This window comes from Flavisphingomonas formosensis, assembly GCF_009755815.1.
GTDB lineage: Bacteria > Pseudomonadota > Alphaproteobacteria > Sphingomonadales > Sphingomonadaceae > Flavisphingomonas > Flavisphingomonas formosensis.
Window position 1 is genome coordinate 215,455 of the sequence record NZ_WRPK01000005.1, and the last position, 25,384, is coordinate 240,838.

Annotated in this window: 24 protein-coding genes; 14 read left to right on the forward strand and 10 right to left on the reverse strand. The window is 67.2% G+C overall.

The annotated features are described in order from the left end of the window. Positions 1 to 2: 2 nt before the first annotated feature. The 8 genes from GQY20_RS15590 to GQY20_RS15625 form a co-directional block, all read right to left on the reverse strand. Entirely contained in the window at positions 3 to 1,052 is a 1,050-nt protein-coding gene (locus tag GQY20_RS15590) for a D-2-hydroxyacid dehydrogenase (RefSeq protein WP_157218035.1), read from the reverse strand. A 75-nt stretch (positions 1,053 to 1,127) separates the two neighbouring features. After that, positions 1,128 to 1,451 carry a cupin domain-containing protein gene (locus tag GQY20_RS15595; RefSeq protein ID WP_157218036.1) on the reverse strand — a complete coding sequence of 108 codons (324 nt, stop codon included), beginning with the start codon at positions 1,449 to 1,451 and terminating at the stop codon, positions 1,128 to 1,130. A 19-nt stretch (positions 1,452 to 1,470) separates the two neighbouring features. Further along, positions 1,471 to 2,169, reverse strand: coding sequence for a TetR/AcrR family transcriptional regulator (locus GQY20_RS15600; protein ID WP_157218037.1), 699 nt, complete (start codon positions 2,167 to 2,169; stop codon positions 1,471 to 1,473). Between the two features lie 9 nt (positions 2,170 to 2,178). Further along, positions 2,179 to 2,979: a thiamine pyrophosphate-dependent enzyme gene (locus GQY20_RS15605; RefSeq protein ID WP_157218038.1), complete on the reverse strand. Its 801-nt coding sequence runs from the start codon at positions 2,977 to 2,979 to the stop codon at positions 2,179 to 2,181. 18 nt (positions 2,980 to 2,997) lie between these two features. Beyond that, positions 2,998 to 4,083 carry a hypothetical protein gene (locus tag GQY20_RS15610; protein WP_157218039.1) on the reverse strand — a complete coding sequence of 362 codons (1,086 nt, stop codon included), beginning with the start codon at positions 4,081 to 4,083 and terminating at the stop codon, positions 2,998 to 3,000. Next, positions 4,080 to 4,343, reverse strand: a complete 264-nt coding sequence (locus tag GQY20_RS15615) for a 4Fe-4S dicluster domain-containing protein (protein ID WP_157218040.1) — start codon at positions 4,341 to 4,343, stop codon at positions 4,080 to 4,082. The genes GQY20_RS15610 and GQY20_RS15615 overlap by 4 nt, the downstream gene beginning before the upstream one ends. Continuing rightward, positions 4,340 to 4,912 carry a 2-oxoacid:acceptor oxidoreductase family protein gene (locus GQY20_RS15620; RefSeq protein ID WP_157218041.1) on the reverse strand — a complete coding sequence of 191 codons (573 nt, stop codon included), beginning with the start codon at positions 4,910 to 4,912 and terminating at the stop codon, positions 4,340 to 4,342. The genes GQY20_RS15615 and GQY20_RS15620 overlap by 4 nt, the downstream gene beginning before the upstream one ends. A 127-nt stretch (positions 4,913 to 5,039) precedes the next feature. Then, positions 5,040 to 5,492, reverse strand: coding sequence for an Lrp/AsnC family transcriptional regulator (locus tag GQY20_RS15625; RefSeq protein ID WP_269769762.1), 453 nt, complete (start codon positions 5,490 to 5,492; stop codon positions 5,040 to 5,042). 117 nt (positions 5,493 to 5,609) lie between these two features. Between GQY20_RS15625 and putA the strand changes: the two genes are divergently transcribed. Then, entirely contained in the window at positions 5,610 to 9,218 is a 3,609-nt protein-coding gene (putA, locus tag GQY20_RS15630) for a trifunctional transcriptional regulator/proline dehydrogenase/L-glutamate gamma-semialdehyde dehydrogenase (RefSeq protein WP_157218042.1), read from the forward strand. Positions 9,219 to 9,306: 88 nt separating this feature from the next. Then, entirely contained in the window at positions 9,307 to 11,076 is a 1,770-nt protein-coding gene (locus GQY20_RS15635; protein WP_198350995.1) for a sensor domain-containing diguanylate cyclase, read from the forward strand. 79 nt (positions 11,077 to 11,155) lie between these two features. Here the strand turns inward: GQY20_RS15635 and GQY20_RS15640 are convergent, their stop codons facing one another. Together GQY20_RS15640 and GQY20_RS15645 are read right to left on the reverse strand one after the other, a co-directional pair. Beyond that, positions 11,156 to 12,187: an enoyl-CoA hydratase/isomerase family protein gene (locus tag GQY20_RS15640; RefSeq protein ID WP_157218044.1), complete on the reverse strand. Its 1,032-nt coding sequence runs from the start codon at positions 12,185 to 12,187 to the stop codon at positions 11,156 to 11,158. 28 nt (positions 12,188 to 12,215) lie between these two features. After that, positions 12,216 to 14,297 carry a 3-hydroxyacyl-CoA dehydrogenase NAD-binding domain-containing protein gene (locus GQY20_RS15645; RefSeq protein ID WP_157218045.1) on the reverse strand — a complete coding sequence of 694 codons (2,082 nt, stop codon included), beginning with the start codon at positions 14,295 to 14,297 and terminating at the stop codon, positions 12,216 to 12,218. A gap of 307 nt (positions 14,298 to 14,604) precedes the next feature. On the opposite strand from GQY20_RS15645, the gene GQY20_RS15650 reads away from it, so the two are divergent. From GQY20_RS15650 to GQY20_RS15705, 12 genes are all read left to right on the forward strand, one after another. Then, positions 14,605 to 15,630: an alpha/beta fold hydrolase gene (locus tag GQY20_RS15650; protein ID WP_157218046.1), complete on the forward strand. Its 1,026-nt coding sequence runs from the start codon at positions 14,605 to 14,607 to the stop codon at positions 15,628 to 15,630. Further along, positions 15,618 to 15,923: a hypothetical protein gene (locus GQY20_RS15655; RefSeq protein WP_157218047.1), complete on the forward strand. Its 306-nt coding sequence runs from the start codon at positions 15,618 to 15,620 to the stop codon at positions 15,921 to 15,923. Before GQY20_RS15650 ends, GQY20_RS15655 begins: the two co-directional genes overlap by 13 nt. 3 nt (positions 15,924 to 15,926) lie before the next feature. Next, complete coding sequence (locus GQY20_RS15660) at positions 15,927 to 17,420, forward strand: class I adenylate-forming enzyme family protein (protein WP_157218048.1); 1,494 nt, start codon at positions 15,927 to 15,929, stop codon at positions 17,418 to 17,420. Positions 17,421 to 17,500: 80 nt separating this feature from the next. Next, positions 17,501 to 18,421, forward strand: a complete 921-nt coding sequence (locus tag GQY20_RS15665) for an alpha/beta fold hydrolase (protein WP_157218049.1) — start codon at positions 17,501 to 17,503, stop codon at positions 18,419 to 18,421. A 58-nt stretch (positions 18,422 to 18,479) separates the two neighbouring features. Beyond that, positions 18,480 to 18,731 carry a hypothetical protein gene (locus GQY20_RS15670; RefSeq protein ID WP_157218050.1) on the forward strand — a complete coding sequence of 84 codons (252 nt, stop codon included), beginning with the start codon at positions 18,480 to 18,482 and terminating at the stop codon, positions 18,729 to 18,731. 77 nt (positions 18,732 to 18,808) lie between these two features. After that, the gene (locus GQY20_RS15675) at positions 18,809 to 19,759 is read left to right on the forward strand and encodes a bifunctional helix-turn-helix transcriptional regulator/GNAT family N-acetyltransferase (protein ID WP_157218051.1); all 951 of its coding nucleotides are present in this window, start codon (positions 18,809 to 18,811) and stop codon (positions 19,757 to 19,759) included. Then, complete coding sequence (locus GQY20_RS15680) at positions 19,756 to 20,037, forward strand: HNH endonuclease (protein WP_157218052.1); 282 nt, start codon at positions 19,756 to 19,758, stop codon at positions 20,035 to 20,037. Before GQY20_RS15675 ends, GQY20_RS15680 begins: the two co-directional genes overlap by 4 nt. A gap of 125 nt (positions 20,038 to 20,162) precedes the next feature. Beyond that, complete coding sequence (locus GQY20_RS15685) at positions 20,163 to 21,146, forward strand: polysaccharide deacetylase family protein (RefSeq protein WP_232476071.1); 984 nt, start codon at positions 20,163 to 20,165, stop codon at positions 21,144 to 21,146. Continuing rightward, a complete protein-coding gene (locus GQY20_RS15690; RefSeq protein ID WP_157218053.1) occupies positions 21,143 to 22,387 on the forward strand; it encodes a GNAT family N-acetyltransferase in 1,245 nt (414 codons plus the stop codon). The genes GQY20_RS15685 and GQY20_RS15690 overlap by 4 nt, the downstream gene beginning before the upstream one ends. Continuing rightward, positions 22,377 to 23,243, forward strand: coding sequence for a cupin domain-containing protein (locus tag GQY20_RS15695; RefSeq protein ID WP_157218054.1), 867 nt, complete (start codon positions 22,377 to 22,379; stop codon positions 23,241 to 23,243). The genes GQY20_RS15690 and GQY20_RS15695 overlap by 11 nt, the downstream gene beginning before the upstream one ends. Next, the gene (locus GQY20_RS32600) at positions 23,243 to 24,289 is read left to right on the forward strand and encodes a GNAT family N-acetyltransferase (RefSeq protein ID WP_232476072.1); all 1,047 of its coding nucleotides are present in this window, start codon (positions 23,243 to 23,245) and stop codon (positions 24,287 to 24,289) included. Before GQY20_RS15695 ends, GQY20_RS32600 begins: the two co-directional genes overlap by 1 nt. Further along, complete coding sequence (locus GQY20_RS15705) at positions 24,282 to 25,292, forward strand: glycosyltransferase (protein ID WP_232476073.1); 1,011 nt, start codon at positions 24,282 to 24,284, stop codon at positions 25,290 to 25,292. Before GQY20_RS32600 ends, GQY20_RS15705 begins: the two co-directional genes overlap by 8 nt. Positions 25,293 to 25,384: the final 92 nt, after the last annotated feature.

The window sequence follows — 25,384 nt, forward strand, 5'->3', positions numbered from 1 at the left end:
GTCTAGCCCACATATGCCGAAGATTGAATGTTACGTAAGGGTTCGCTGCGTCGATAGCGGCCCATGTTGTCGAGGAAGAGGTCCCACACCGCGTGGAAGTAGCGCGCCACCGTCGCGGCACTATGCGGCGATATGCGGATATCGGGCGCGGTCCAGAGCGGATTGTCCGCCGGCAGCGGCTCGATAGAGGCGACGTCGATGGCCGCCGCCGCAAGGTGGCCGCTGGAAAGCGCATCGATCAGGGCGGCCTCGTCGACCAGCGAGCCGCGGGCGACATTCACGAAGAAGGCACCTTCCTTCATCGCAGCGAAGGCACGTGCGTCGAACAGATGGAGGGTCTCGGCCGACTCCGGTGCCGCCAGGACGACGGCGTCGGCCTCCGCCAGCAATTCCGTCAGATCGCCGAACGCGAAGAAGCGATCCACGGCCGCGTCCTTCAGGCCGGGCGTCACCGTCCGCTTCGTCGCCAGCACGCGCATGCCGAGCGCCTTCGCGCGCACCGCGACTGCGGCGCCGATCGCGCCATGGCCGACGATGCCGAGCGTGCTGCCGGCCAGATCGCGACCATAGGTGGGCGTCCAGTCCCGTTGCCGCTGCATATCCGCGTAGCGCGGCAGCAATTTCCACTGCTCGAGCAGCCGGGCGAGAACGAACTCCGCGATCGGCACGGAGGCGGTGCCGGCGGCGTTCGTCAAAGTGACGCCGTTGATCTCCAGGCCGGCGGATTGCAGCTGCGCGACGCCGGCGCCGATCGATTGGACCCAGCGCAGCTTCGGCGCCAACCGATCCATGTCGAAGGGCAGGTTCAAGGTCAGGATGACCTCGGCGTCGGCAAAAGCGCTGCGCTGCGCGTCGGTCAGTTGCGGCGCCAGCCGCCGGGCCTCGTCATAGGGCGGCCGCCCGCGCAGCACGCGCAGCTGCTCGCTTTCCTCATAGGGGGCGATCACGATCACGGCATCGGGAACGAGGGCCCGCAGCGCCGCGTCGTAGCGGGCAATGTCTTCGGGCGGGCGCGTTTCCCACGCCTGCGGATAGGCTATGACGATTTTCACGGGCTTCGCTCCCCTGGATCTCGGCCGCCTGGGTTGCGGCTCGCACGCGCCGGGCGGGACGATTGTCCGCCGCGCTCAGTCCTTCAGCTCGACGATGAGCTCCAGATAGGGCGCATTGCCGCTGTTATAGGCGACCTCCAGGCCCCCTTTCTCGACATAGATGCTCCGGCCGGGAATGACCGGCTCCTCCTGATAGCGCTTGTAGATGCTCTTCGTATCCGGATGCGGCTCGACGGCGACGCGGTCGCCATGGACCTGCACGACGACATAGTCATGCTCATGCTCGTGCAGCGTGGTGCGCTCGCCGGGCTGCAGCGCCAGCTCCCAGATGCGTACCCGGTCATTTTCCATCAGAAGTTTCGTGCCGATCATTTCGCGTGGGCTCAATTTCGCCGGCATGAACATGCTCCTCTCCTTTTTATTGCCCTCCGATCGCGGCGACGACGAAGGCCTCCAATCGGCGGGCGCTTGTCCGCGCCTCTTCGGGCGCGGGAAGCTGCGGCGCGGTCAGTTGGCGCTGCAGCCATTCCTTCGCCAGATCATAGATGAAGCGCGCATCCTCGACCGGATCGATATCGCCGCGCACCGCGCCGCCCGCGAACGCGTCGGCCAGCGCTTCCTCGAGGCTCGCGGTCAGCAGCGCCCCATTGGCGCGCACGGCGTCGGGAAAGCGGTCGGCCAGGCGCGCGGACGGGATCATGAAGGGGCGCGTCGCGGCGGCCGCCTCGGGGCTGATCGCCTGCGCAGCAAAGCCGTTCACCCACGCGCGGATGCGCTCGACGGGCGTGTCGACGGACGCCATGCGGTGGCGCAGATAGGAATCCAGATCACGCGTGCCGGCATCGATCACCGCCAGCAGCAATTCCTCCTTGCTGGCGAAGTGCCGGTAGAAGGCCTGGTTGGAGAGGCCCGCTTCGTCGATCACCTCCTTGACGCGCGGCGAGAAATCGCCGGTGCGCGTCATCACCTTCACGCAGGCGGCGATGAAGCGGTTCACCTCATCCAGATAGATGGCATAGCGCGGCGCCAGGACGCGATCGACCGTGCGCTGCGCGGCCATGCGCGCGCCATCGCTCCGGGGGGCGGGATCGATGGGAGAAGCGGAGCGCCTTGCCATGCAGCTATCCTATGCGCCGGGGGTGAAGATCTGTCCGTCGACCTTGAACTCGCCGATCCTGAAGACCGGGCTCATCGTCTCGTTCAGATAGGACGGCCCCTCCTGCACCGGCAGGAACCAGCCGGTGGGGCACATGGTCAGCACCTCGACGAAGGACAGGCCCTTGCCTGCGACCTGCGTCTCGAACGCCTTGCGGAAATAGCGGCGGGTGCGCTGGATGTCCCTCGCCGTCGTGACGGTGGAGCGCGCCACATAGCCGACGCCGCCCAGGGGCGTCAGCAGGTCGGTCATCGATATCGGATGGCCGTGATAGGCGGCGTCGCGGCCTTCCAGCGTGTTCTTGGTGCGCTGGCCGATCACCGTCGTCGCCGTCATATGGCCGCCGGTCTCGCCGAACACGCCATTGTTGAGGAGAAGACAGGTGATGCTCTCGCCGCGGGCGGCGGAGTGGATGATCTCCTGCAGCCCCTCGTTCACCATGTCGCCGTCGCCCTGCATCGTATAGACGAGGCTTTGCGGCCGCATCCGCTTGATGCCGGTCGCGACGGACGGCGCACGGCCGTGCAGGCATTGCACCATGTCCGTGTCGAGCAGCGAGGTCAGCGCGGTGTAGCAGCCTATGCCGACTGCGCCGATGGCGCTCTGCGAAAGCCCCATTTCGTCAATCACCTCCAGCATGCAGCGCAGCGCGATCGGCTCTCCGCAGCCGGGGCACAGATCATGGTCGCCGTCGATCAGCAGCTTCGGGCGGGTATCCCACTTCTGCCGTGCGGGCTCGGAGGGCGGCCGGGTCGTGTCGATGACGCTCATGTCTCTGCTCCTCGCACGTCAGGCCGCGCGTCGGGCGGCGACGCGCGCATAGTTGCGCTCGAGGATCTCGCGGATGCGCGCGGTGTTCAGCAGCGATCCGACGCCGAAGCCGGACGTATCCGAGGAGATCCCGCCGATCGAGACCGCCGGCGCATCGCCGAGCAGGCTGAGCCGCACATCCTCGATCATCTGGCCACCGTTCAGCTCGAACACGCCGACCTCGCGCACGCCGCGCGCGGCCTGCTTGAAGGCGTCCGCCGGGAACGGCCACAGCGTGATCGGTCGGACATAGCCGATCCGATAGCCTTCCCTCCGCATCTCCCGCACGACATGGCGCACGAACTTCGCGGCCGTGCCGAAGGCGGCGGCGATATAGAGCGCATCCTCGGTGAACTCGGTCTCGATCCGGGCCTCGGCCGACTGGATCCGGCGGAACTTGCCCTGCAGCCGGTTCCAGAAGCTCTCCGGATCGATGCCCTTGGCGCCTTTGGTCATGCCCAGCGAATTGATGTTCCGGGCGCGGCCGGTGCCGTTCAGCGATCCGTCCAGCGCCCAATGCTTCGGCGGCAGGGGCGCGGATGGACGCGGCGAGAGATCGACCGATTCCCAGGTATGTCCAAGCAGGTAATCTCCATAGATCTGCACCGGATTGCGCCAATGGTCGGCCAGATCGAAGGCAAGATGGACATGGTCGATCGCTTCGTGAATATCGATCGGGCATAATATGATGTGATAATAGTCGCCATGGCCGCCGCCGCGGGTCGACTGGAAATAGTCCGATTGCCCGCGCGCCATGTTGAACACGACCAGCGGCAATTCGGCGCGCGTGATCTCCGAAAAGCTCTCCTGCATCAGGGACAGGCCCTGGCCGACCGATCCGGTGGCGGCGCGGGCGCCCGTGGCGAGCGCGCCCCAGGCCATGCCGACCGCTTCCAGCTCGCTCTCGGCATTGATGCACACGCCGCCCGCCGCCGGCAGCTTCTCGGCCATATGATCCAGCACTTCGGTGAACGGCGTCATCGGGTAGCCGGCGAAGAAGCGGCAGCCCGCATCGATCGCGGCGCGCGCCAGGGCTTCGGCGCCTTCGACGAATTCGCGGCTCATGACGCGGCTCCCTCGGGAACGGAAATGGTCTTCGGCGTCTCATATTCGTAGATTCCGAAGACGAAATCCGGACAGACGAAATAGCAGGCGCCGCAGCCGGTGCAGCCCGGCGCAAGTTCCGGATAATGTTCGCCGCGATCGTTGCGCGCTTCGCTCATGGTGAGGACGTCGATCGGACAGGCCGGGATGCACAGCTCGCAGCCCTTGCACAATGCGATGTCGATCGTGACCGTGCCGCGAGTCAGGATCGTGGCGCTCATCGGGCGGCCTCCCAGGCGGAATGCAGGGGCTGCGCGACATGGGCATAGCCGGCCTCCAGCATCGCGATATTGCTGGCCACATGCTTCTGGCGATAGGGCGGCAGCGATTGCGCCATGGCCTGCCGGAGGCTGTCGATCGAAACCGCGCTCGTCATCCTGGCGTAGGCGCCGATCATCACCATCGCGGCGCCGAGCGCAGCGCCGAGCCCCGTCGCAATGGCGACGGCGGGAATCTCCACATAGTCGAACCGATCGACGTCGCCGTCTCTCTCCACCACCGGCGCATTGGCCAGGAGCAGCCCGCCCTCGGCGAGCTTCGACTTCATGTCACCCCAGAAGCGGTGATGCATCGCCACCGCCGACCAGGCGCGCGCGACGATCGGCGGCGTGCTGATCGGCGCATCCGCATAGACCAGGGACGTGTCGGTATTGGCGCCGCGCATGGAGCCGGCATAGGTGCCAAGCGACATGACATAGCGGCCTTCCAGCGTCAGCGCACGCGCCAGCACCTGGGTCGCCAATTGGACCCCCTGGCCGCCGATGCCGGTCATCAGAAGCTCGCGCTCCATGACCCCTCCCGAGAATATTGCTCTTTATATCGAGAATCACATTCTTATTTTGCAGAAACTATCTCCCGCCGAGGCGAAATGTAAAGCCTCTTTCGGTTTCCATGCGATCCCCGCGCGGACGTCGGCCTCAGCCGCGGCTGTCCTTGACCGTTTCCATCGCAACGAAAGTGGAGGTGCTGGCGACGTGCGGCAGGCTCGAAATCTTCTCACCGAGCACGGTGCGATAGCGGCGGATGTCGGACGTTCTGACCTTGAGCAGATAATCGAAGCTGCTCGCGATCATGTGGCACTCTTCCACCTCGGGAATGCGGCGCACCGCCAGGTTGAACTCCTTGAGCGCCTGTTCGCGCGTATCGGACAGCTTCACCTCCGCGAACGCGACATGGTCGAGGCCCATCTTGGCCGGATCGACGATCGCCTGGAAGCCACGGATCACGCCCCAATCAATCAGCTTGCGCAGCCGCACCTGGCAAGGCGTCTTGGAGAGGCCGACAGCGTGCGCCAGATCGGTGACGGTCATCCGGCCATCCGCGACCAGCGCCGCGATGATCTTCCGGTCGAAATCGTCCAGATTGGCTATAGATGCGCCATATTCCACGACCATCACCTAAATATGAGGAGAATATAAGTTATATCGGCCTGTGGAAGCTATCTGAAAAGTCGGATTGCCGCCAGCCGAGTCGCTATGATGTGCGCCATGACCAGCCAGCCGCCCTTCGCCGCCTTCGCTCCCCCCATTCGCGAGCAGTCCGCGCTTCGCCAGTTGATCACCGCCGCCTATCGACGCGACGAGGCCGAGGCGCTCAGTCCGCTGATCGCGGCGGCGACGCTGGACGAGCCGATGCGCGTCGCCATACGGGAAACCGCACGCGCGCTGGTGAGCACGCTTCGCGCCAATCATCGCGGCACGGGTGTCGAGGGGCTGGTGCAGGAATATTCGTTGTCCAGTCAGGAGGGCGTGGCGCTGATGTGCCTTGCCGAGGCGCTGCTGCGCATTCCTGACGATGCGACGCGCGATGCGCTGATCCGCGACAAGATCGCCGACGGCGATTGGGGTTCGCATATCGGCGGCGGCCGCTCGCTGTTCGTCAATGCGGCGACCTGGGGGCTGGTGGTCACCGGCAAGCTCGTCGGCAGCGTCGACGATCGCGGTCTCGGCGCCGCGCTGGCGCGACTGCTCGCGCGGGCGGGCGAACCGGTGATCCGCCGCGGCGTCGATCTCGCGATGCGCATGATGGGCGAGCAGTTCGTCACCGGCGAGACGATCGCCGAAGCGCTGAAGCGCGCCCGCGAGATGGAGGCGAAAGGCTTTCGCTACAGCTACGACATGCTGGGCGAGGCGGCGACGACTGCAGCCGATGCGGCGCGCTACCATGCCGATTATGAGCGGGCGATCCATGCGATCGGCAAAGCGTCGAACGGGCGCGGCATCTATGAGGGGCCAGGCATCTCGATCAAGCTCTCCGCGCTGCATCCCCGCTACAGCCGTGCGCAGGCGGATCGCGTCATGGGCGAGCTGCTGCCGCGCGTGAAGACGCTCGCCCTGCTCGCCAAGGGCTATGACATCGGCCTCAACATCGATGCGGAAGAGGCGGATCGGCTCGAGCTCTCGTTGGATCTGCTCGAAAGCCTGGCGCTTGATCCCGATCTCTCCGGCTGGGATGGTCTCGGCTTCGTCGTGCAGGGTTATGGCAAGCGCTGCCCCTTCGTCATCGACTGGATCATCGATCTCGCGCGCCGGTCGCAGCGGCGGATCATGGTGCGTCTCGTCAAGGGCGCCTATTGGGACGCCGAGATCAAGCGCGCCCAGGTGGATGGCTTGGCCGGCTTCCCCGTCTATACGCGTAAGCTCCATACCGATATCGCCTATGTCGCCTGCGCGAAGAAGCTGCTGGCCGCGCCCGATGCGGTGTTCCCGCAATTCGCGACGCACAACGCGCAAACGCTGGCGACCATCTATCATCTCGCCGGGCCGGATTTTGCGGTCGGCAAATATGAGTTCCAGTGCCTGCACGGCATGGGCGAGCCGCTTTACGAACAGGTCGTGGGCAAGGCGAAGCTCGATCGTCCTTGCCGCATCTATGCGCCGGTTGGCACGCATGAGACGTTGCTCGCCTATCTTGTCCGCCGCCTGCTCGAAAACGGCGCCAACTCTTCCTTCGTCAACCGCATCGCCGACCCGGCCGTGTCGATCGAGGAGATGATCGCCGATCCGGTCGAGATCGTGCGCGCCATGCCGCATCCCGGCGCGCGCCACGATCAGATCGCGCTGCCGGCCGGCCTCTATCCGGATCGCCGCAATTCCGATGGCATCGATCTCAGCGACGAAGCGTCGCTCGCCACGCTTTCGGAGGCGTTGCGCCAGAGCACTGGCATCGCCTGGGCGGCATCCTCGGCGGACGGGCGGGGGACAGTGCGGTCGGTGCTCAATCCGGCGGATCATCGCGATGTGGTGGGGCAGGTTGTGGAAGCCTCGGCCGATCAGGCCCGCGCCGCCATGGGGCGGGCGGCGGCCTCCGACTGGGCATCCGTGCCGGTCGCGGAACGCGCCGCGATGCTCGATCGTGCCGCGGATGCGATGCAGGCGCGCATGCCGATCCTGCTCGGCCTGATCGTTCGCGAAGCGGGCAAGTCGCTTCCGAACGCCATCGCCGAAGTGCGCGAGGCGATCGACTTCCTGCGCTATTACGCGGCCCAGGCCCGTGCGACCTTCGGCCCAGGCCAGGTGCCGCTCGGCCCGGTGGTCTGCATCAGCCCGTGGAATTTCCCGCTCGCCATCTTCACGGGCCAGGTCGCTGCCGCCCTCGTCGCCGGCAATCCAGTGCTCGCCAAGCCGGCCGAGGAAACCCCGCTGATCGCGGCCGAAGCGGTGCGCCTGCTGCACGAGGCGGGCATCCCCGGCGATGCGCTGCAGCTTCTCCCTGGCGACGGCGCGATCGGCGCCGCGCTGGTCGCCGCGCCGGAGACGGCCGGCGTCATGTTCACCGGTTCCACCGAGGTCGCGCGGCTGATCCAGCGCCAGCTCGCCACCCGACTTTCACCCGCCGGCAAGCCGATTCCGCTGATTGCGGAGACTGGCGGCCAGAATGCGATGATCGTCGATTCGTCGGCGCTGGCCGAGCAGGTAGTGGTCGATGTGATCGCGTCGGCATTCGACAGCGCGGGGCAACGCTGCTCGGCGCTGCGCATCCTCTGCCTGCAGGAGGAGATCGCAGACCGCACCCTCGCCATGCTCGAAGGCGCGCTCGCGGAGCTGCGCATCGGCCGCACGGATCGGCTTGCGATCGATATCGGTCCGGTCATCACGGCCGAGGCGAAGGCGGGGATCGAGGCGCATGTCGAAGCGATGCGCGGGCTCGGCCGGCGCGTGGCGCAGCAGGCGCTGCCCGCGGAAGCGGCGCATGGCACCTTCGTGCCGCCGACGATCATCGAGATCGACAGTATCGCGGATTTGAAACGCGAGGTGTTCGGCCCCGTGCTCCACGTCATCCGTTTCCGGCGAGAGCGGGTGGGGCAGCTGATCGATGCGATCAACGAGACCGGCTATGGCCTCACCTTCGGGCTCCACACCCGGCTCGATGAGACCATCGCCCAGGTCACCGCGCGAGTGAAGGCGGGCAATATCTATGTGAACCGCAACGTCATTGGCGCGATCGTCGGCGTGCAGCCTTTCGGCGGCCGCGGCCTTTCGGGAACCGGCCCGAAGGCGGGCGGCCCGCTCTATCTCGGCCGCCTCGTTGCGAAGCCGCCGATCTTCGACGCCCGCGCCGGACATCTAGATTCGGCCCTTCACGATTTTGCCGACTGGCTGGAAGGGCAGGGCGAGGCGCAGTCCGCCACGATCGTCCGCCGCTATGGCGAGGCGTCGGCTCTTGGTGTCGAGCTGATGCTGCCGGGGCCGGTCGGCGAGCGCAATCTCTATGCGCTGCATCCGCGCGGCCGCATCCTGATGCGGCCTGCAACCCGCGACGGACTCATCGAGCAGATGGCCGCGGTGCTCGCGACCGGCAACCGGGGCTTCGTCGAGGGCATGGATCTGCCGGCGGGGCTTCCCGCCAGCGTCGCCGCGACTTTCGCGCCGAGATCGGATGAAGGCTATGCGGCGGCGCTGGTGGAGGGGGCCGGCTGCCGGGTGGTCGCGGCGACCGAGCAGCTCGCCGCGATGCCGGGGCCGATCGTCTCGGTGCATGCGGCGGATGGCGCGGTCGGCCTCGCTTATCATTGCGACTGGCTGCTCGAAGAGGTGTCGACCTCTATCAACACCACCGCAGCGGGCGGCAATGCCAGCCTCATGATGATCGGCTAGCCTACTTTGATCATTCGATCCGGAGGCAGGCAAGGAAGCTTTGGTTAACCGGACTCTGCTATCGTGCGCCGTGAGTCTGGGAGGAAGAGTGTATCGGCGAATTGCCTTGCACGGTGCGCTGCTTGGATTTGGCTATTTCGCTCTGTCCGCGGTGGTGATCCGTTTCGCTCGCTTCGACGGCGGAGTCGCGTTCGTCTGGTTTGCCAATGCATTGCTTCTCGGCAAGCTGCTCAACGCACCGCGCAGGGATTGGCCGGTCTTCCTCTTCTGCTGCTTCTTCGGATCGATGGCGGCCACCATCTGGTCGGGCCTGCCCCTCGCAAGCGCGATTCCGCTGGCATCCCTCCTCATGCTGGAAGCGGTGTGTGGCACAGTGCTGCTGCAATATTTCGGAATCACAGGCTATAATCTGGCTGGTCTGAAGCAGGTCTGGCTTTTCGCGCTCATCGTCGGGGTCGTCTCGCCCGCGCTGGTGGCGATACCGATTTCGGTGTTGATCCAAGGTCTCACCGGTGCGGCATTCTTCGACAACTGGTTGCGCTGGACGCTCGCGCACGGTCTCGGCACGATGACCCTGGCGCCTGTCGTTTCCTGGATCTTCAGTGGTGAGATCCGTCGCTGGTTCGCGGCGAATTCGCCGGTCGAACGATGGGCCGCGATGCTCATGCTGTCGGTGATGGTCGCTATCACCTTCGGCGTCTTCGGGCAAAATCGGTGGCCGCTGCTCTTCCTGCCGATCGTGCCGATGATGGTGGCTGCCTTTCGGTTCGAGTTCATCGGCGCCGCGGGATCGACGCTGGCGCTGGTGCTGATCGGCGGCACTCTCACCGTCTATGGCGACGGCCCCATGCAGCTGCTGCATGCGGGCAGGGGCGAGCAGATATTGTTTCTGCAATTCTACATCGTGTGCTGCATGCTGATCGCACTGCCGGTGGCCACCGAATTGCAGACCCGGCGACACACCTTTCAGAAGCTGCGAGAAAGCGAGGCGCGCTTCAGGCTGCTTGCGGAGCGCTCCATAGACGTCGTGCTGAACATCGATCGGGGAGGCGTCATCCGCTATGTCTCGCCGTCTGTGCAAGACATGATGGGGGTGCAAGCCGATGCTCTGATCGGCCTTTCGGTGAGTGATCTCGCCGAAGCCGGTGACGGCCTCTTCGTCCCCGCGAGCATCGAGGACGTGCTCGCCCTCGGCGGGATGCCGCATCGCACGCAGATGCGCCTGCGCAACGTGGCCGGCGAGCCCTTCTGGTGCGAGGCGTATTCGCGTGCCGTGCGGGACGAGGCCGGCCATCTGACCGGCGTGGTCAGCAGCCTGCGCGACATATCGCAATATAAGGAGATCGAGCTGACGCTCTCAAGCGCCGCCAATACCGACATTCTCACCAATCTCCCCAACCGGCGCGCCTTCGATGAAGCGCTCGATCGCTGTGTCGGCGACGCGCGGCAAAGGTCTGGCGGCTACATCTGGCTCGCGCTGATCGATCTCGACAATTTCAAGCAGGTGAACGACCGCTGGGGGCATGATGCGGGCGATCATGTGCTGCGCCATTTTGCCGATATCGCGCGCGGCCTGATTCGCCCCGATGATTTCCTCGCACGCTTCGGTGGTGAGGAATTCGCGCTGCTGCTGCGCAACGTCGATGCTGCCATGGTCCGCGGCATCTGCGATCGCCTTCGCGGCGAGATCGAGGACAGCGCCGTCCACGCCATCAGCGGCGGCCCCATCCGGATTACGATGAGCGCGGGCATCGCGCTGGTCGACGGCCGTGCGCCAACCGAAATTCTGCGTGCCGCGGATCAGGCCCTCTATCGCGCCAAGCGCGCGGGGCGGAACAGGCTGGAACTCGCAGCATAGGCTTCATCGCGCGCGGCGGAGGACTCCCGATCGAAATAATGGTGAATCCATCGGCTCCGGGAAGGGGGAGAAGAGGCGGTCAGTTGGCCTTTCGGCCGGTGTTGGCCCTGGCCCTGGCCGGGGCCATGGGCTCGATCGCGTCGATGAGGCCCCAGGCGAGCGCGACCTGAGCCGAGATGCGGCGCATCGAAAGCGCCATATAGGCGGTGCGCTGTCGACCGATGCGGCGGGGAAGGCTGACCGTGCCGCCGGCGCCCGGAATCAATCCATATTTGAGCTCGGGAAGCTGAAACCAGGCATCGGGTGTTGCGACGATGCGGCGGGCGAAAGCGGCGATTTCCACGCCGCCGCCGATCGCCGCCCCCTGTACGCGCGCGGTCAGGCGGTCGCGCAGCCTGGGCAGCGAGGCGGCAGGCAGGCGCAGCGTCCGGATCCAGTGGGCAGTGGCGGGATCGCTCGCCTGGCCGAATTCGCGGATGTCACCGCCGATGCAGAAGCAGCGGCCGCGGCCCTTGAGCAGGATGGTCGAGATATCGGGATCGATCGAGGCCATGTCGAACGCCTCGACCAGCGCATCGCGCATCTCGATGCCGATTGCATTGAGGCTGGCCGGCCGGTTCATCGTCAAGGTGAGATGTCCGCCGTCCCGCTCCATCATCACCGGCGGTCCGGGTTCGAGCATCGTCGCCGAGGCGATCGAGCGGCGCGATTGCCAGCGCCGGAACTCGGGGCCGGCCTGGATGGTGGCATAGGCGAAGCTCTCCGCGATCAGAGCTTCGGCCTCCGGCAAGGTGCCGCTGGTGCGCAGGAGTTGGACCAGCACCATCGCTGCGAGCGGTGTTTCGGCGATATTGGCGACGAGCAGCGGCAGCGCGCTTTCGTCATCGAGCTGGATGTCGCACGACTCCGCCAGCGGCCCGTGGCCGATCCCGATCACCGGGCACGGCAGGGTGGTGAGCCAGGAGGCGAGGCCGGGATCGGCATCGGCCAGGCGGAGCACCAGGCAGGGACGATCGCTCTCCGGGCCGAAGCTCTCGCGCGGCGGCAAGGTGGAGGAGAGGGCGGCGATCTCGGCGCCGCTGTGTATCGATCCGAGGCCCTTACCGCTCATGAGATGCCGCGATCGTTCATGCCCGCCCTCATCCGTTGAGCGTTTCGAAGCTGTCGCCCCGCGCCGCCAGATCGACGATCAGTGGTGCAGGTTCGAAGGCCCAGCCATTGCGTCGGGTGGACAGGGTGCGCAGCGCGTCCAGCAGCACTGGCAGGCCAATCCGGTCGGCATAATGCATCGGGCCGCCGCGCTCGGCAGGAAAGCCATAGCCCTTGAGATAGACGATGTCGGCGTCGACCGGTCGATAAGCCATGCCTTCCGCGACGATCCGCGCGCCTTCGTTGATCATCGCGAAGAGGCAGCGCTCCACGATCTCGCGGTCGCCGATCGGGCGGCGGGCGATGCCCTTTTCGGCCGAATGGGCGAGGAGCAGCGTCTCCATCTCGGGATCGATCTCGGCGGTGCGGCCGTCGGCGTACAGATAGACGCCGGCGCCGGTTTTCTGCCCGAACCGCCCCTGCTCGCACAGCCGGTCGAGAAAGCAGGAATAGGGGCGGTCGGGCTGGTCGACGGCACGGCGCTTGCGCACGCTCCAGGCGACGTCCTGCCCGGCGAGATCGAGCGTGCGATAGGGCCCCATCGCCATGCCCCACGCCTCCAGCGCGGCATCGATCTGCTGCGGCAGAGCGCCTTCCTCGGCGAGGAAATAGGCTTGGCGAAGATATTCCTCGAACATGCGGTTGCCGATGAAGCCGTCGCAATTGCCGGCGATCACGCCGGTCTTGCCGATCCTCCGGGCGAGCGCGAGGGCGGTGGCGAGGGCCACCGGCGCCGTCTCCCGACCGCGGACGATCTCCAGCAGCTTCATGATGTTGGCGGGCGAGAAGAAATGCAGGCCGACGACATGGTCCGGCCGACCGGTGAAGCCGGCGATGACATCGAGATCCAGCATCGATGTGTTGCTGGCCAGGATCGCGCCGGGTTTCGCGATCCGATCGAGTGCGCGAACCACGCCCTCCTTCACCGTCATCTCCTCGAACACCGCCTCGATCACCAGATCGGCGTCAGCGACGGCGTCCATCGCATCGGTGATCGTGAGGAGGGTGATGCGGCGATCGGCTTCCTGCCGACTGATGCGGCCCTTTTCGGCATCGCGGCCGATGGTAACGGCGATCTTCGCCGCGGCCTTGTCGCGCCCCTCGGCCCGCGGTTCGACGAGGGTGACGGGCAGGCCGGCATTGAGCATCGCGATGGCGATGCCGGTGCCCATCAGACCGCCGCCGACGATGCCAACCCGGTCGATCGGCAAAGGCGCCGTCTCGCGCGGCAGGCCGGGGATCTGCGCCACCTTGCGCTCGCCGAAGAAGGCGTGGCGCAGGCCCTTGGATCCCTCGGTCGCGGCCAGCGTGCTGAAACCGGCGGCCTCGAAGGCGAGGCCGCTGGCGAAATCGGTGGTGAAGACCTGCTCGGCGCAATCGACGATCTTCGCCGGCGCCTGGTTGAGTGCGCCCGGCTTCAGCCTGGCGCGGGCGGCGGCGACCGCCTCCGCGCCGCCCGGCGGCACCGGCAGCGCGCCCGTCGGCCGCGGCGGGAGCGGTGACCGTCCGGCGATGAAGGCCAGCGCGCCGGCCACGGGATCGCCGTCCACGACGGCGTCGACCAATCCGATCTCCAGTGCCTCCCGTGCGGAAACCGGGCCGCCGCCGACCATCATCGGGATAGCGCGCGCAAAGCCGGCAAGGCGTGGCAGCCGCTGCGTGCCGCCGCCGCCGGGCAGCACGCCGAGGGTGACTTCGGGCAGGCCGAGCCGGCTATCCTCGGTCGCGATCCGGTAATGGCCCGACAGCGCCAGCTCCAGCGCGCCGCCCAGCGCGACGGCATGGATCGCCATGACCACCGGCTTGGGCGAGTGCTCGATGCGGAGCAGCAGATCGCGGAAGCGGTCGAGTGTCGCAGGCGGGCTATCGAAATCGGCGATGTCCGCGCCCGCCGAGAACATTCGCCCTTCGCCGGCAATCACGATCGCGGCCACATCGCCATCCTCGATCGCGGCATCCACCGCTGTGCGCAGCGCGTCGATCACGCCCGCGCGGATCGACAGGGCGTTGACGGGCGGATTGGCGACGGCGAGCACCGCGACGGTGCCGTCGCGCCGGCTGATGACCTTCACAACACTCTCCAGATCGGCTGATTTCGGCGAGCGTTATCACCACGGACCGGGATGACAAACGCTTTGTGGCGCCGCGGAGAAGCGTTGGGAGAAAAGGCAGATTCTGTTCCTTTCTGGTGTCGGAAAATGATCTTTCTCCCCGCCGTGCCCCATGCGAGCCTTGGCATAGGGCGGTCGGACGGGCCGTGAGCCGGGAGAGCGATCGGGATGAGGGCGGCGCGGCCGAGGGATGGCGACATGCGGGAGGGCGGCTCTTGCCCAGCAGCCCGGGCTCGTGTGCGTCTCCGCGCCGCGCAAGGACCGCGCCATGGGTGAAACGCTGCGTCTCAGCGCGCGCGTGGCCGTCGGCGGCGCGGTGCCGGATCTGCCCGGCGCGACGCTGGCCGTGCACATTGTCGCGCCGCTGCCCGTGGATCTCGCGGCCGATCCGGTGGTGCTGTTCTGCGCGCCCGGGGGCGGCATGACGCGCCTCTATTATGATCTCGGCGGTCCGAACGACCGGCGCTTCAGCTTTGCCGAGGCGATGGCGCGGAATGGCTGGATCACGATCGCCTTCGACCATCTCGGCGCCGGGGACAGCTCGCCGGTCGACGACGGTTATATGATCGATCCCGCCCGCGTCACCGCGGCGCATGCCGCCGCGGTCGCGGCGATGGCGGAGCGGCTGCGGGCGGGCCTCGACGGCTATCCGCCGGTGCCGTCCTTCCGGACGATCGGCGTGGGCCACTCGATGGGCGGCATGGTGGCAGGCTGGGTGCAGGCGCATCATCGGCCCTATGACGCGATGCTGATCCTCGGATCGGGCCCTTATGGCTTCATCAGTGAGCTCGACACAGGGCTGCACCCGCTTGCCGGCGATCCCGATCGCGCGCGGGGCGAGCTGGTCGACCGCATGAGGGCGCTCGGCATCGCGCCCCGCCTCGTCCTCACATCCAATCCGCGAAGCCGCGCCATCTTCCGTGGCGGCGATCCCGCCGCCATCGCCTGGATGCGGCAGGTGCGCACCCCTATCCTCTCGGTAGTCGGCTCCTTCACGATGATACCGGAAGGCTGGGCGCCCGAGGCCGCGGCGATCGATGTGCCGCTGCTGTTGCTGTTCGGCGACGACGATATCTGTCCCGAGCCGCGCGACGTTCCGGGCTGGTTCTCCGGCAGCCGCGACATCACGCTCCATATTCTGGCCGATACCGGCCACAGCCATTTCGCCTTTCCCTCGATCGATACGCTCACCCGGCGGGCCGCCGCATGGATCCGTTCGATCGAGAAGACGAGCAACGGCGCCGCAGCCAAGGCGGTGCCCAACCCACGGGAGTTTAGTGAATGCGTGTCCTGAAGGCCGGTCAGAAGCTCAAGAGCAGCGTGTGCGACACGCAGGTGATGGTGATCAAGCCCATCCCCGGCGAGCATGATCTCCGCTGCGGCGGCGCTGCGATGATCGACATGGCCGAGACGCCGTCGGGCACGCTCGATCCCGCCGTGGCCGAGGGCACGCTGCTGGGCAAGCGTTACGTGAATGCGGACGAGAGCCTGGAATTGCTCTGCGTGAAAGGCGGCGCCGGCAGCCTGTCGCTCGATGGCGTCGCGCTTGCCACCAAGCAGCCCAAGGCGCTGCCCAGCTCGGATTGATCCATGAACATCGCGACACTCCTCGAAATGGCGGCGGACGCCTTTCCCGATCGCGCGGCCATCAGCTGCGACGGACGCTCGCTCACCTATGCCGAACTCCTTGCCGCCGCGCGGCGCGGCGCAGCCGCCATCCGCGCGGCGCAGGTGCGCTTCGTCGGCCATCTCGCGGTGGCGAGCCCGGCCGCCGCGGTGGCGCTGTTCGGATCGGCGATCGCGGGCGTTCCCTATGTGCCGCTCAACTATCGGCTGACCGGCGACGAACTGGCGGCGCTGATCGGCCGGATCGCGCCATGCCTGTTGGTCGCCGATCCTGACTATGCGTCCGCGGTCGCGCTGCCGGAGGGGGTGCGGACGATCGACCGCGCCGCCTTCCTCGCGGCCGCCTGCGATCCCGCCCAGCCGGCGCTCGACGAGGCGGCCGACGAGACGATCGCGGTGCAGCTGTTCACCAGCGGCACCACCGGCCAGCCCAAGGCCGCGATCCTGCGGCACGAGAATCTCTTCTCCTACATCGTCGGATCGGTGGAATTCGCTGCCGCCGAGGAGGAGAGCGCGACGCTCGTCTCGGTGCCGCCCTATCATATCGCCGGCGTCTCGGCGCTGCTGAGCTCGGTCTATGCGGGCCGCCGCATCGTCCAGCTGCCTAATTTCGACGTGGCCGAATGGCTGCGCCTGTGCCGGGCGGAGCATGTCACCAACGCCTTCTTGGTGCCGACCATGTTGAGCCGCATCGTCGATCATCTCGACGCCGCGGGCGCGGCGGCGAACGTTCCGGCCTTGCGCTCTATCGCCTATGGCGGCGGCCGCATGCCGCTGCCGGTGATCGAGCGGGCGATGGCACATTTCCCCGGCGTCGATTTCACCAATGCCTATGGCCTGACCGAGACCAGCTCGACCATCTGCCTGCTCGGCCCGGACGATCATCGCGAGGCGGCGGGAAGCGCCGATCCGCTGATCCGACGGCGCCTCGCCTCGGTCGGCCGCAGCCTGCCGGCGGTGGAGATCGCGGTGCGCGACGAAGCGGGGCGATCGCTCGGCGCGGACGAGGTCGGCCGCATCCTCGTGCGCGGACCGCAGGTGGCGGGCGAATATGGCGGACTGGGCAGCCTGCTCGATGCCGATGGCTGGTTCGACACGCGCGATCGCGGCTTCGTCGATGCCGGCGGCTATCTCTTCCTGGATGGACGCGCCGACGACGTGATCGTGCGCGGTGGCGAGAATATCTCGCCGGGCGAGGTGGAAGAGGTGCTGCTCGCCCATCCGGCGGTCAGCGATGCCGCGGTGGTCGGCATTCCGGACAATGATTGGGGCGAGGGCGTCGCGGCCGCGATCGTGGTGCGCGAGGGCATGGTGGAGGCGGCGGTGCTGCAGGCGTGGGTGCGCGCGCGGCTGCGCTCGTCGCGGGTGCCGCAGCAGATCCGCTTCGTCGAGACGCTGCCGTACAACGAGATGGGCAAGCTGCTGCGGCGCGTGGTGCGCGCCGAATTCGCGGCCTGACGCCGTTCGGGATTGGTGCGCGGATTCGGCCACGTGGGGAAGGGAGAGGATATGGCATCCGACGGCACGATTCCCGGCCGATGAAGACGGAGCTTCTGATCGACGTCGGGCCGCATCTGCCCGGCGGGCCGGCCAACCGCGTCGCGATCGACGTGCATCTGCCCGCGCGGCCGGCGGCGGATGCGGTGCTGTTCTTCTGCCTGCCGGGCGGGGGCGTTGCGCGGGGTTATTTCGATCTCGACGGCGGACCCGGCACACGCTTCAGCTTCGCGCGGGAGATGAATGCCGCCGGCCATGTCGTCGTCGCGGTCGATCCCGTCGGCGTCGGCGGCAGCACTCGGCCGGAGGACGGCTTCACTCTCACCACCGAGGTGGAGGCGCAGCTGATCCACCGCGCCTTCGAAAGGTTGCGCACGATGACGGTGGGCGGGATCGACCTCGGCACGTTGCGCTTGGTCGGCGGCGGCCATTCGGCGGGCGCGGTGATCGCGGTGGTGCAGCAGGCGCTGTATCGCGATTTCGACGCGATGATCCTGTTCTGTTTCGGCACCGGCGGGCTGCGCGAGCAACTTACCCCCGAGCAGTTGGCCTCGCTGGATGAGCCGGACGGCGGACGCTCGCGCATCGTGGAGTTCGCGCGCGACCGCTCTGGCGGCCAGGCCTATGTCGAGCCGCCGGTCCGTTATGACGACACCCCCGCCAGCCGCGCGCTGCGCGCCGTGCACGATCGAGTGGTGATGGCGGTGGGCGTCCATGCGATGACGCCCGGCAGCGTGCGGCAGGAACTGGGTGGGGTGGACGTGCCGGTCTTCCTCGCCGTCGGCGACCGGGATATCACCGGGCCGCCGCATCTGCTCGCCTCGGACTACAGGGCCTGTCCGGATTTCACGCTGATCGTGCTGCCGACCTCTGGCCATCACGTCTTCGTCGCGCCGACCGCGCCGGCCATGTACCGACGCGTCGTCAACTGGATCGAAGGCCTGCCGTCAGCGACGGGCTGAGCAAGCGGCTGGATCATCCGTGCCCCTCGGCGGTTGATGCCGTTTGAGGAGATGCACCATGACCCACAGCCAGTCTGCCCGCATGCCCGATCGCACCGGTCCGCGGGAAGAGGAAAGGGCTTCGGCTTCGCGCGATGGGCCTGAGGACGAGCCGCACGGCGTTGATCGGTATGGCCAGCCCACGCCCGGCGCCCCGATCGATATCGATCCGGAGGAGAGCGGCGAGCCGGCGGTGGCGATCGAGAAGGCAGAGGAGGAAGCGCTGCTCGCCGTTGCGAGGAAGGCGCGGCGCGGACCTGAGGGCATTTGATCGAGGCTGCGGCCGCCACGCTCTTCTCCCTGCTGTTTCTATGTTGACTCAGTCAACAATGGGGGTAGCGTCGCGGCATGCAGCCCGACGCTTCCCGCCTTGATGGCCCTCGCCAGGCCGACATTGCCGCAATGCGCGCGTTCAACCGCCTTTATACGCGCCGCATCGGCCTGTTGAACGATCGTCTCGACGACAGCCCCTTTTCGCTTACCGAGGCACGGATCCTCTACGAACTGGCGCATCGCGACGGACCGACCGCCGCGGAGATCGGCCGCGCCCTCGACCTCGATCGCGCCCAGCTCAGCCGAATCGTGAAGCGTTTCACCGACAGCGGGCTGGTGACAGCGACGGCTTGCTCCAGCCATGCCCGTCGCCGATTGCTGGCGCTGACTCCGGCCGGAGTGGCGGCCGTGCGCGCGCTCGATCACGGTGCCGACGCGGCGATGGGGGAATTGCTTGCGCCAATCGGTGCCGCGGGGCGGGATCGGCTCCTGGCCGCTGCCGCCACGATCGCCGCGCTGCTCGAACCGCCGGAAACGATGGAGCGCGCCATCGTGCTGCGCGGGCCGCGGCCGGGCGATCTCGGCTGGATCGTCCATCGTCAGACACTGCTCTACGCCGAGGAATATGGCTGGGACTGGACTTACGAGGCGCTGGTGGCGGAGATAGTGGCTGGCTTCGTGCGAGATTTCGATCCGGCGCTGGACCAGGCATGGATCGCCGAGGTGGACGGTGCCATCGCGGGATCGATCTTTCTGGTGCGCGGCGATGCGCCTGGCGTCGCCAAGCTGCGGCTGCTCTATGTGGAACGGGCCGCGCGCGGCCTGGGGCTCGGCCGCAGGCTGGTCGAGACCTGCATCGCGCGCGCCCGTGCGCTGGGCTACCGGGAGTTGCGGCTCTGGACCAATTCGGTGCTGGTGTCGGCGCGGCGAATCTATGAGGCGGCGGGATTCCACCTGGTCGAGGAAGCCGCGCATCACAGCTTCGGTCATGATCTCGTCGGCCAGACCTGGACTCGCGACTTGTGACCTCCGGCGCGGACGAGCGGCGCTGCTGGCTGTGCGGCCGCGCGCTCGGGCGCCGCGTGCAATGGCATCACACCAAACCCAAGAGTCGTGGCGGCCGCGAGGTGGCCCCGATCCATCCCATCTGCCATGCGACCATCCACGCGCATTTCAGCAATGCGGAGCTGGCGCGCAGGCCATCGCGCGACTTCTTGCTGGCGCGACCGGAAATGACGCGCTTCCTGGCCTGGATCGAGAGCAAACCGCCGGATTTCCACGCCCCGACGCATCGGAAACGCTGAGCGGCGTGGGCGCTTGATCCCGTGCCACACGTTCCGATACGGGTTGCGTCGTGAAATTTGTCCCATTTGTTGACGATATGGCTACGCTTTTATCGGTAAGCGGGGCGTACAGGGACGAGTAGTAAATGATGCATGGGCAAAACAGGCTCGATCGGGCGCCTCCGCCGGCGTCGCGCGCCAGGCTGGCGCGCGAGTTCGGACGGCGATTCGCGATCTTCGGCGATGCGGAGGAGGAGTTCGACTGGAGCGCCCCTCTCTCGCGCGATTCGACGTCTACGGAGGCCATCGCCAGCCTGCCGGCGGCCACGCGGCGCTTTACCGAACGGGGGCTGATCCCAACCTATCTCGTCGATTATCCGGTCGTCGCCAATGCGCGCAGCGGCGCCGCGATCGCCCAGATGGTGGCGGATGGCGCCTGCGACGTGGGCACGCAGCTCCACCCATGGGTCAATCCGCCGTTCGAAGAGGAGGTGACGACCGCCAACAGCTTCGTCGGCAATCTTCCGCGCCAGCTCGAGCGGGCGAAGCTGCATGCCCTGACAGACCGGATCGAGGCGGTCACGGGCCAGCGCCCGATCGTTTATCGGGCCGGCCGATACGGCGTCGGGTCGAACAGCGCCGCGCTGCTGCGTGAGGCTGGATACAGCATGGACGTTTCGACCCGCGCGCTATTCGACTATAGCGGCGAACAAGGCCCGGACTTTTCCGGGCATCCGATCTGGCCATGGTGGGTGACGCCGGGGCTGCTCGAGGTGCCGCTCACCACGACATTCGTTGGCGCTGCGCGAGGCTGGCCCCGTCTCCACCGGATCAAGCCCGTCCGCGGACTGCTCGCCCGTGCCCGGCTGCTGAGCCGGGTTGCGCTGACGCCCGAGGGAACGCCGCTGGTCGAGGCGCTGGTTGCCATCCGCCGGTTGCTGGATGATGGCGTGCGGCTGTTCAGCCTGTCCTTCCACACTCCGTCGGTGGAGATCGGCCACACGCCATATGTACGGGACGAGGCCGATCTCAGCCGCTTCTGGGAGTGGTGGGACGGGGTGTTCGATCTGTTTGCGCGCGAAGGCGTGCTGCCCGCCCGCGCCGGCGAGATTGCGGCGGCTGCGCGATGACGCTGCAGGCGGGAGACGTGATCGCGCAGGAGATCGAGCTGGCCGGGGATGTCGTGCCGGCCGTGCGGCCGCGGCCGCTACGCATCGTGTTCGGCCGGTTCGAACAACCCTCCGAAGGGCTTGCCGCCGCATGGGACGCGCTCGCAGCCGCTGCGGCCGAACCCAATATCTTCTCCGAACGCTGGTTCGTGATGGCGGCAATCCATCATCTTCCGCTGGGCTCCACCGCACATCGGCTGGAGATATGGGACGGCGAGGGCGCGGACGCGCGGCTGGTGGCGCTGCTCGCGCTCGCATCGTCGCGGCGCTACGGTCGCTTCCCGGTCCGCCATGTCACCAATTGGCGCCACTATCAAAGCTTCCTCGGCACGCCGCTGATCGTCGCCGGTCGCGAGCGCGAAGCCTGGAGCGCGATCCTCGACGCGCTCGGCCGTCTCCCCTGGGCATGCAATTTCCTGCATATCGACGGGCTTGTCGAAAACGGCCCGGTGCATCGCGGCCTGATCACGGCGGCGCGGGCGATCGGGAGGACATGCGATACGGTGCACCGTATCGAACGCGCTCTGCTGGAAAGCGCCCTGACACCGACGGCCTATTATGAGCGCACCGTGCGCAAGAAGAAGCGCAAGGAGCTGAAGCGTCTCGCGACGCGGCTCGGCGAACTCGGCGCGGTACGGACCCGTCGCCTCGGTCCGGCAGATGCGCTGCTTGACTGGATCGACGTTTTCCTGACCCTGGAGCAATCGGGCTGGAAGGGAAAGGGTGGCGCGGCGCTCGCGAACATGCCGGACACGGAAGCCTTCTTTCGCGAGGCGGTGGCCGGCGCTCATGCCGCTGGCCGGCTGGAGATGCTGCGTCTCGATCTTGATGACCGGCCGATCGCGATGCTCGTCAATTTTCTTGCGCCGCCCGGTTCCTTCTCGTTCAAGATCGCTTTCGACGAGGATTATGCCCGTTTCTCGCCGGGGGTTTTGGTGCAGATCGAAAATTACCGGATCCTCGATCGACCCGATATCGCGTGGATGGATAGCTGCGCCGTCGAGAATCATCCGATGATCAACAGCCTCTGGGCCGAGCGGCGCGCGATCGTGCGCGTGACGACTCCGCTCGGCGCAGGGCGCGGCACGGCGCTGTTCCATCTCTGCCGCAGCGCCGAGCGGGTGGCGGCTGCCGCCCGCCGAATCCGATCCCGGCTGGCGGCATCGTCCTATTCCCCGGTCGAGGCGGGCGATGACCGATAGCCCGGTCTTCACCGACGAAGCGCGCGCTGCGCTCGGCGGGATCTATCCGGAACGGCCGGGCATCCTCACCCATCGGCTGGCCGGCCATCCGCTGTTCACGCTGGAGGCACTGATCGAGCTGGCCGCGCGGATGCGCCCGATCGACGTCGAGCAGAATATCGGCGACCTGCCGGTCGGCATCGATCCGGCCGAGGTGCGGCACAATGGCCTCTCGATTGCCGACACGATCCGCTCGATCGAGCAGAACGGCTCCTGGATGGTCCTCAAGTTCGTCGAGCAGGATCCCGCCTATCGTGCCCTGCTGGAAGAGATATTGGCCGAGATCGAGCCGCTCGTCGCGCGGCGCACCGGCGCAATGATCAAGCGCGAGGGCTTCATCTTCCTGTCCTCGCCCAATGCGGTGACGCCGTTTCACTTCGATCCGGAGCATAATATCCTGCTGCAGCTTCGCGGCTGTAAGACGATGACGGTCTTTCCTGCCGGCGACGCCGAGATCGCGCATGGCAGCCAGCATGAGGCCTTCCATCGGGGCGGCCACCGCAACCTGCCTTTCCAGACGGTGTTCGAGACGAAGGGGCGGTCGCTCGCGATCGGCCCTGGCGAGGCCGTATACGTGCCGGTGAAGGCACCGCACTGGGTACGTAACGGGCCGGACCCTTCGATTTCCTTCTCGGTCACCTGGCGATCGGAGTGGAGCTATCGGGAGGAGGATGCCCATAGCTTCAACCATCTGCTGCGCCGCATGGGGCTCGATCCCGCGCTGCCGGGGCGCTTCCCACGACAGAATCGTGCCAAATCGTTCGCCTGGCGTGCGATCCGACGCGCGCGGCGCGTATTGAGACGGAATGGCGGGTGATGTCGATACGGTTTGCGGGCCGCGGCGCGACCGGCGCCATCGATGTGCGGATGTTCGACGATCTCGATGCGGTGGCGCGCGATGCGGAGGGAGCGCTGGATCGAATGGCGCGGCCCTCGCTCTACGATCGCATCGATTGGCTGCGCTTGACGCGGGCGCATGTGCTGCCCGAAGCCGTGCCGCTGATCGCCCGTGCGGCGCTGGGGGCGGGGCGCTGCTGGCTGTTCCTGCGCGCCGCCCGCGGCGGCAGGGCGGAAGCCTATGCGAGCTGGTACACGCTGCGCTTCGCGCCGGTATTCGCGGGACCTGAGGCATTGCATGCGCCTTTGCTGGGTGCGCTGGCGCGCGCGCTGCGCGGACGTTTTTCCGGTATCGACCTGGCGCCGATGGCGGCCGCCTCTGCGGATCTGCTGATCCCCGCGTTCGCCCAGCAAGGCTGGTGGGCGGCGCGCAGCGAGGCCACGGCCAATTGGGTGGCCCATACGGCCGGCAAGGATTTCGCGGCCTATTGGGCCGAGCGGCCCTCGCGCCTGCGCAACACGCTGCGGCGCAAGCTGCGCGATTCCGATCTCGCCATCGCGATCCACGAGCGGTTCGACGATGCCGAATGGGACGCCTATGAGGCGGTCTATCGGGCGAGCTGGAAGCCGGCCGAGGGCTCGCCGGACTTCCTGCGCGCGCTGGCACGGGCGGAGGGCGCGGCGGGGACGCTGCGGCTCGGCATCGCCCGGCGTGCGGGCGTGCCGGTCGCCGCCCAGTTCTGGACGGTGGAGCAGGGCGTCGCCACCATCCACAAGCTCGCCCATATCGAAACGGAGAAAGCGGGATCGCCCGGCACGCTGCTGAGCGAGGCGCTGTTCCGCCATGTGCTCGATCGCGACCAGCCCAGGCTCGTCGATTTCGGAACCGGGGATGACGGCTACAAGGCCGACTGGATGGACGAAAGGCGGGTGCTGGAGCGGGTGGCGCTTCATAATCTCCGCAGCCTCGGCGGCATCGCCCGCGCCGGCCATGCGATGCTGAAAGGCGGCCTGCGCGGTGGCTGAGCGAGGCGCGCCGCGCATCAGCGTGGCGATGAGCATCTACAACAATGAGAGGGTCGTCGCGCAGGCGATCGACAGCATCCTCGCGCAGAGCTTCGGCGATTTCGAGCTGCTGATCGTCGACGACGGCTCGACCGACGGGTCACCCGCGATCCTCGACGATCATGCGCGCCGGGATCCCCGCATCCGCCTGTGGCACGAGCCCAATCGCGGCCTCGTGGCGAGCCTCAACCTGATGATCGCGCGCGCGCGGGGCGATCTGATCGCGCGGATGGATGGGGACGACATCGCGCTGCCCGATCGGTTTGCGCGCCAGGTCGCCTTCTTCGACGCGCATACCGACCATGGCGTGCTCGGCACCAATACGCATGAGATAGACGATGCCGGCACGATCACGGAGTGTACCGACTTCCATCCCTTCGATCATGAGGCGATCGTCGCGGCGCTGAAGCGTGGCTCCCCCTTCTGCCACTCCTCGGTGACGATGCGACGCGATGTACTGGCGCGCGTCGGCGGCTATCGCGCGGCCTATCGCCATTGCGAGGATTATGACCTGTGGCTCCGCCTCTCGACGCGGACCCGGCTCGCCAACCTGCCCGACCGGCTGCTGCTCTATCGCCGCTCGCCGGGGCAGATCAGCAGCCGCCACGTCGTCGCGCAGCAGACCGGCGCCGCGATCGCGCGGCTGGCGCATGAGGCGCGTGCCGCGGGTGCGCCGGATCCCACGGAGAGCCTGGAGGCGCTGCCGCCGATCGAGGCGCTCGATACGTTGTTCGGCCGGCCTGATGCGGCACGGCGCGTCTGTGCTGAAGTCGCTCCCAATCTCGTCTATTCGCGCGAGGCGATGCGGGGCGCGGGCTTCGACATGCTGGTTGCGCACGTCGCATCGGGTGGCGCGCGATCCGGCTTGTGGCGGACGGTCGCCCGGCTGATCGGATTTGGGGAGATCGAACGAGCGGTACGGCTTTTGCGAACACTGATATCCAGTCGCGATATGCGCGGCTGAAAATCTTCCACGGCGGAAGATCATGGATGCGTCTCCTCCGACGCCCCATTCTGTGGCCAGATCGAACCAACTCGCTTGCAGACGGCGTCCCT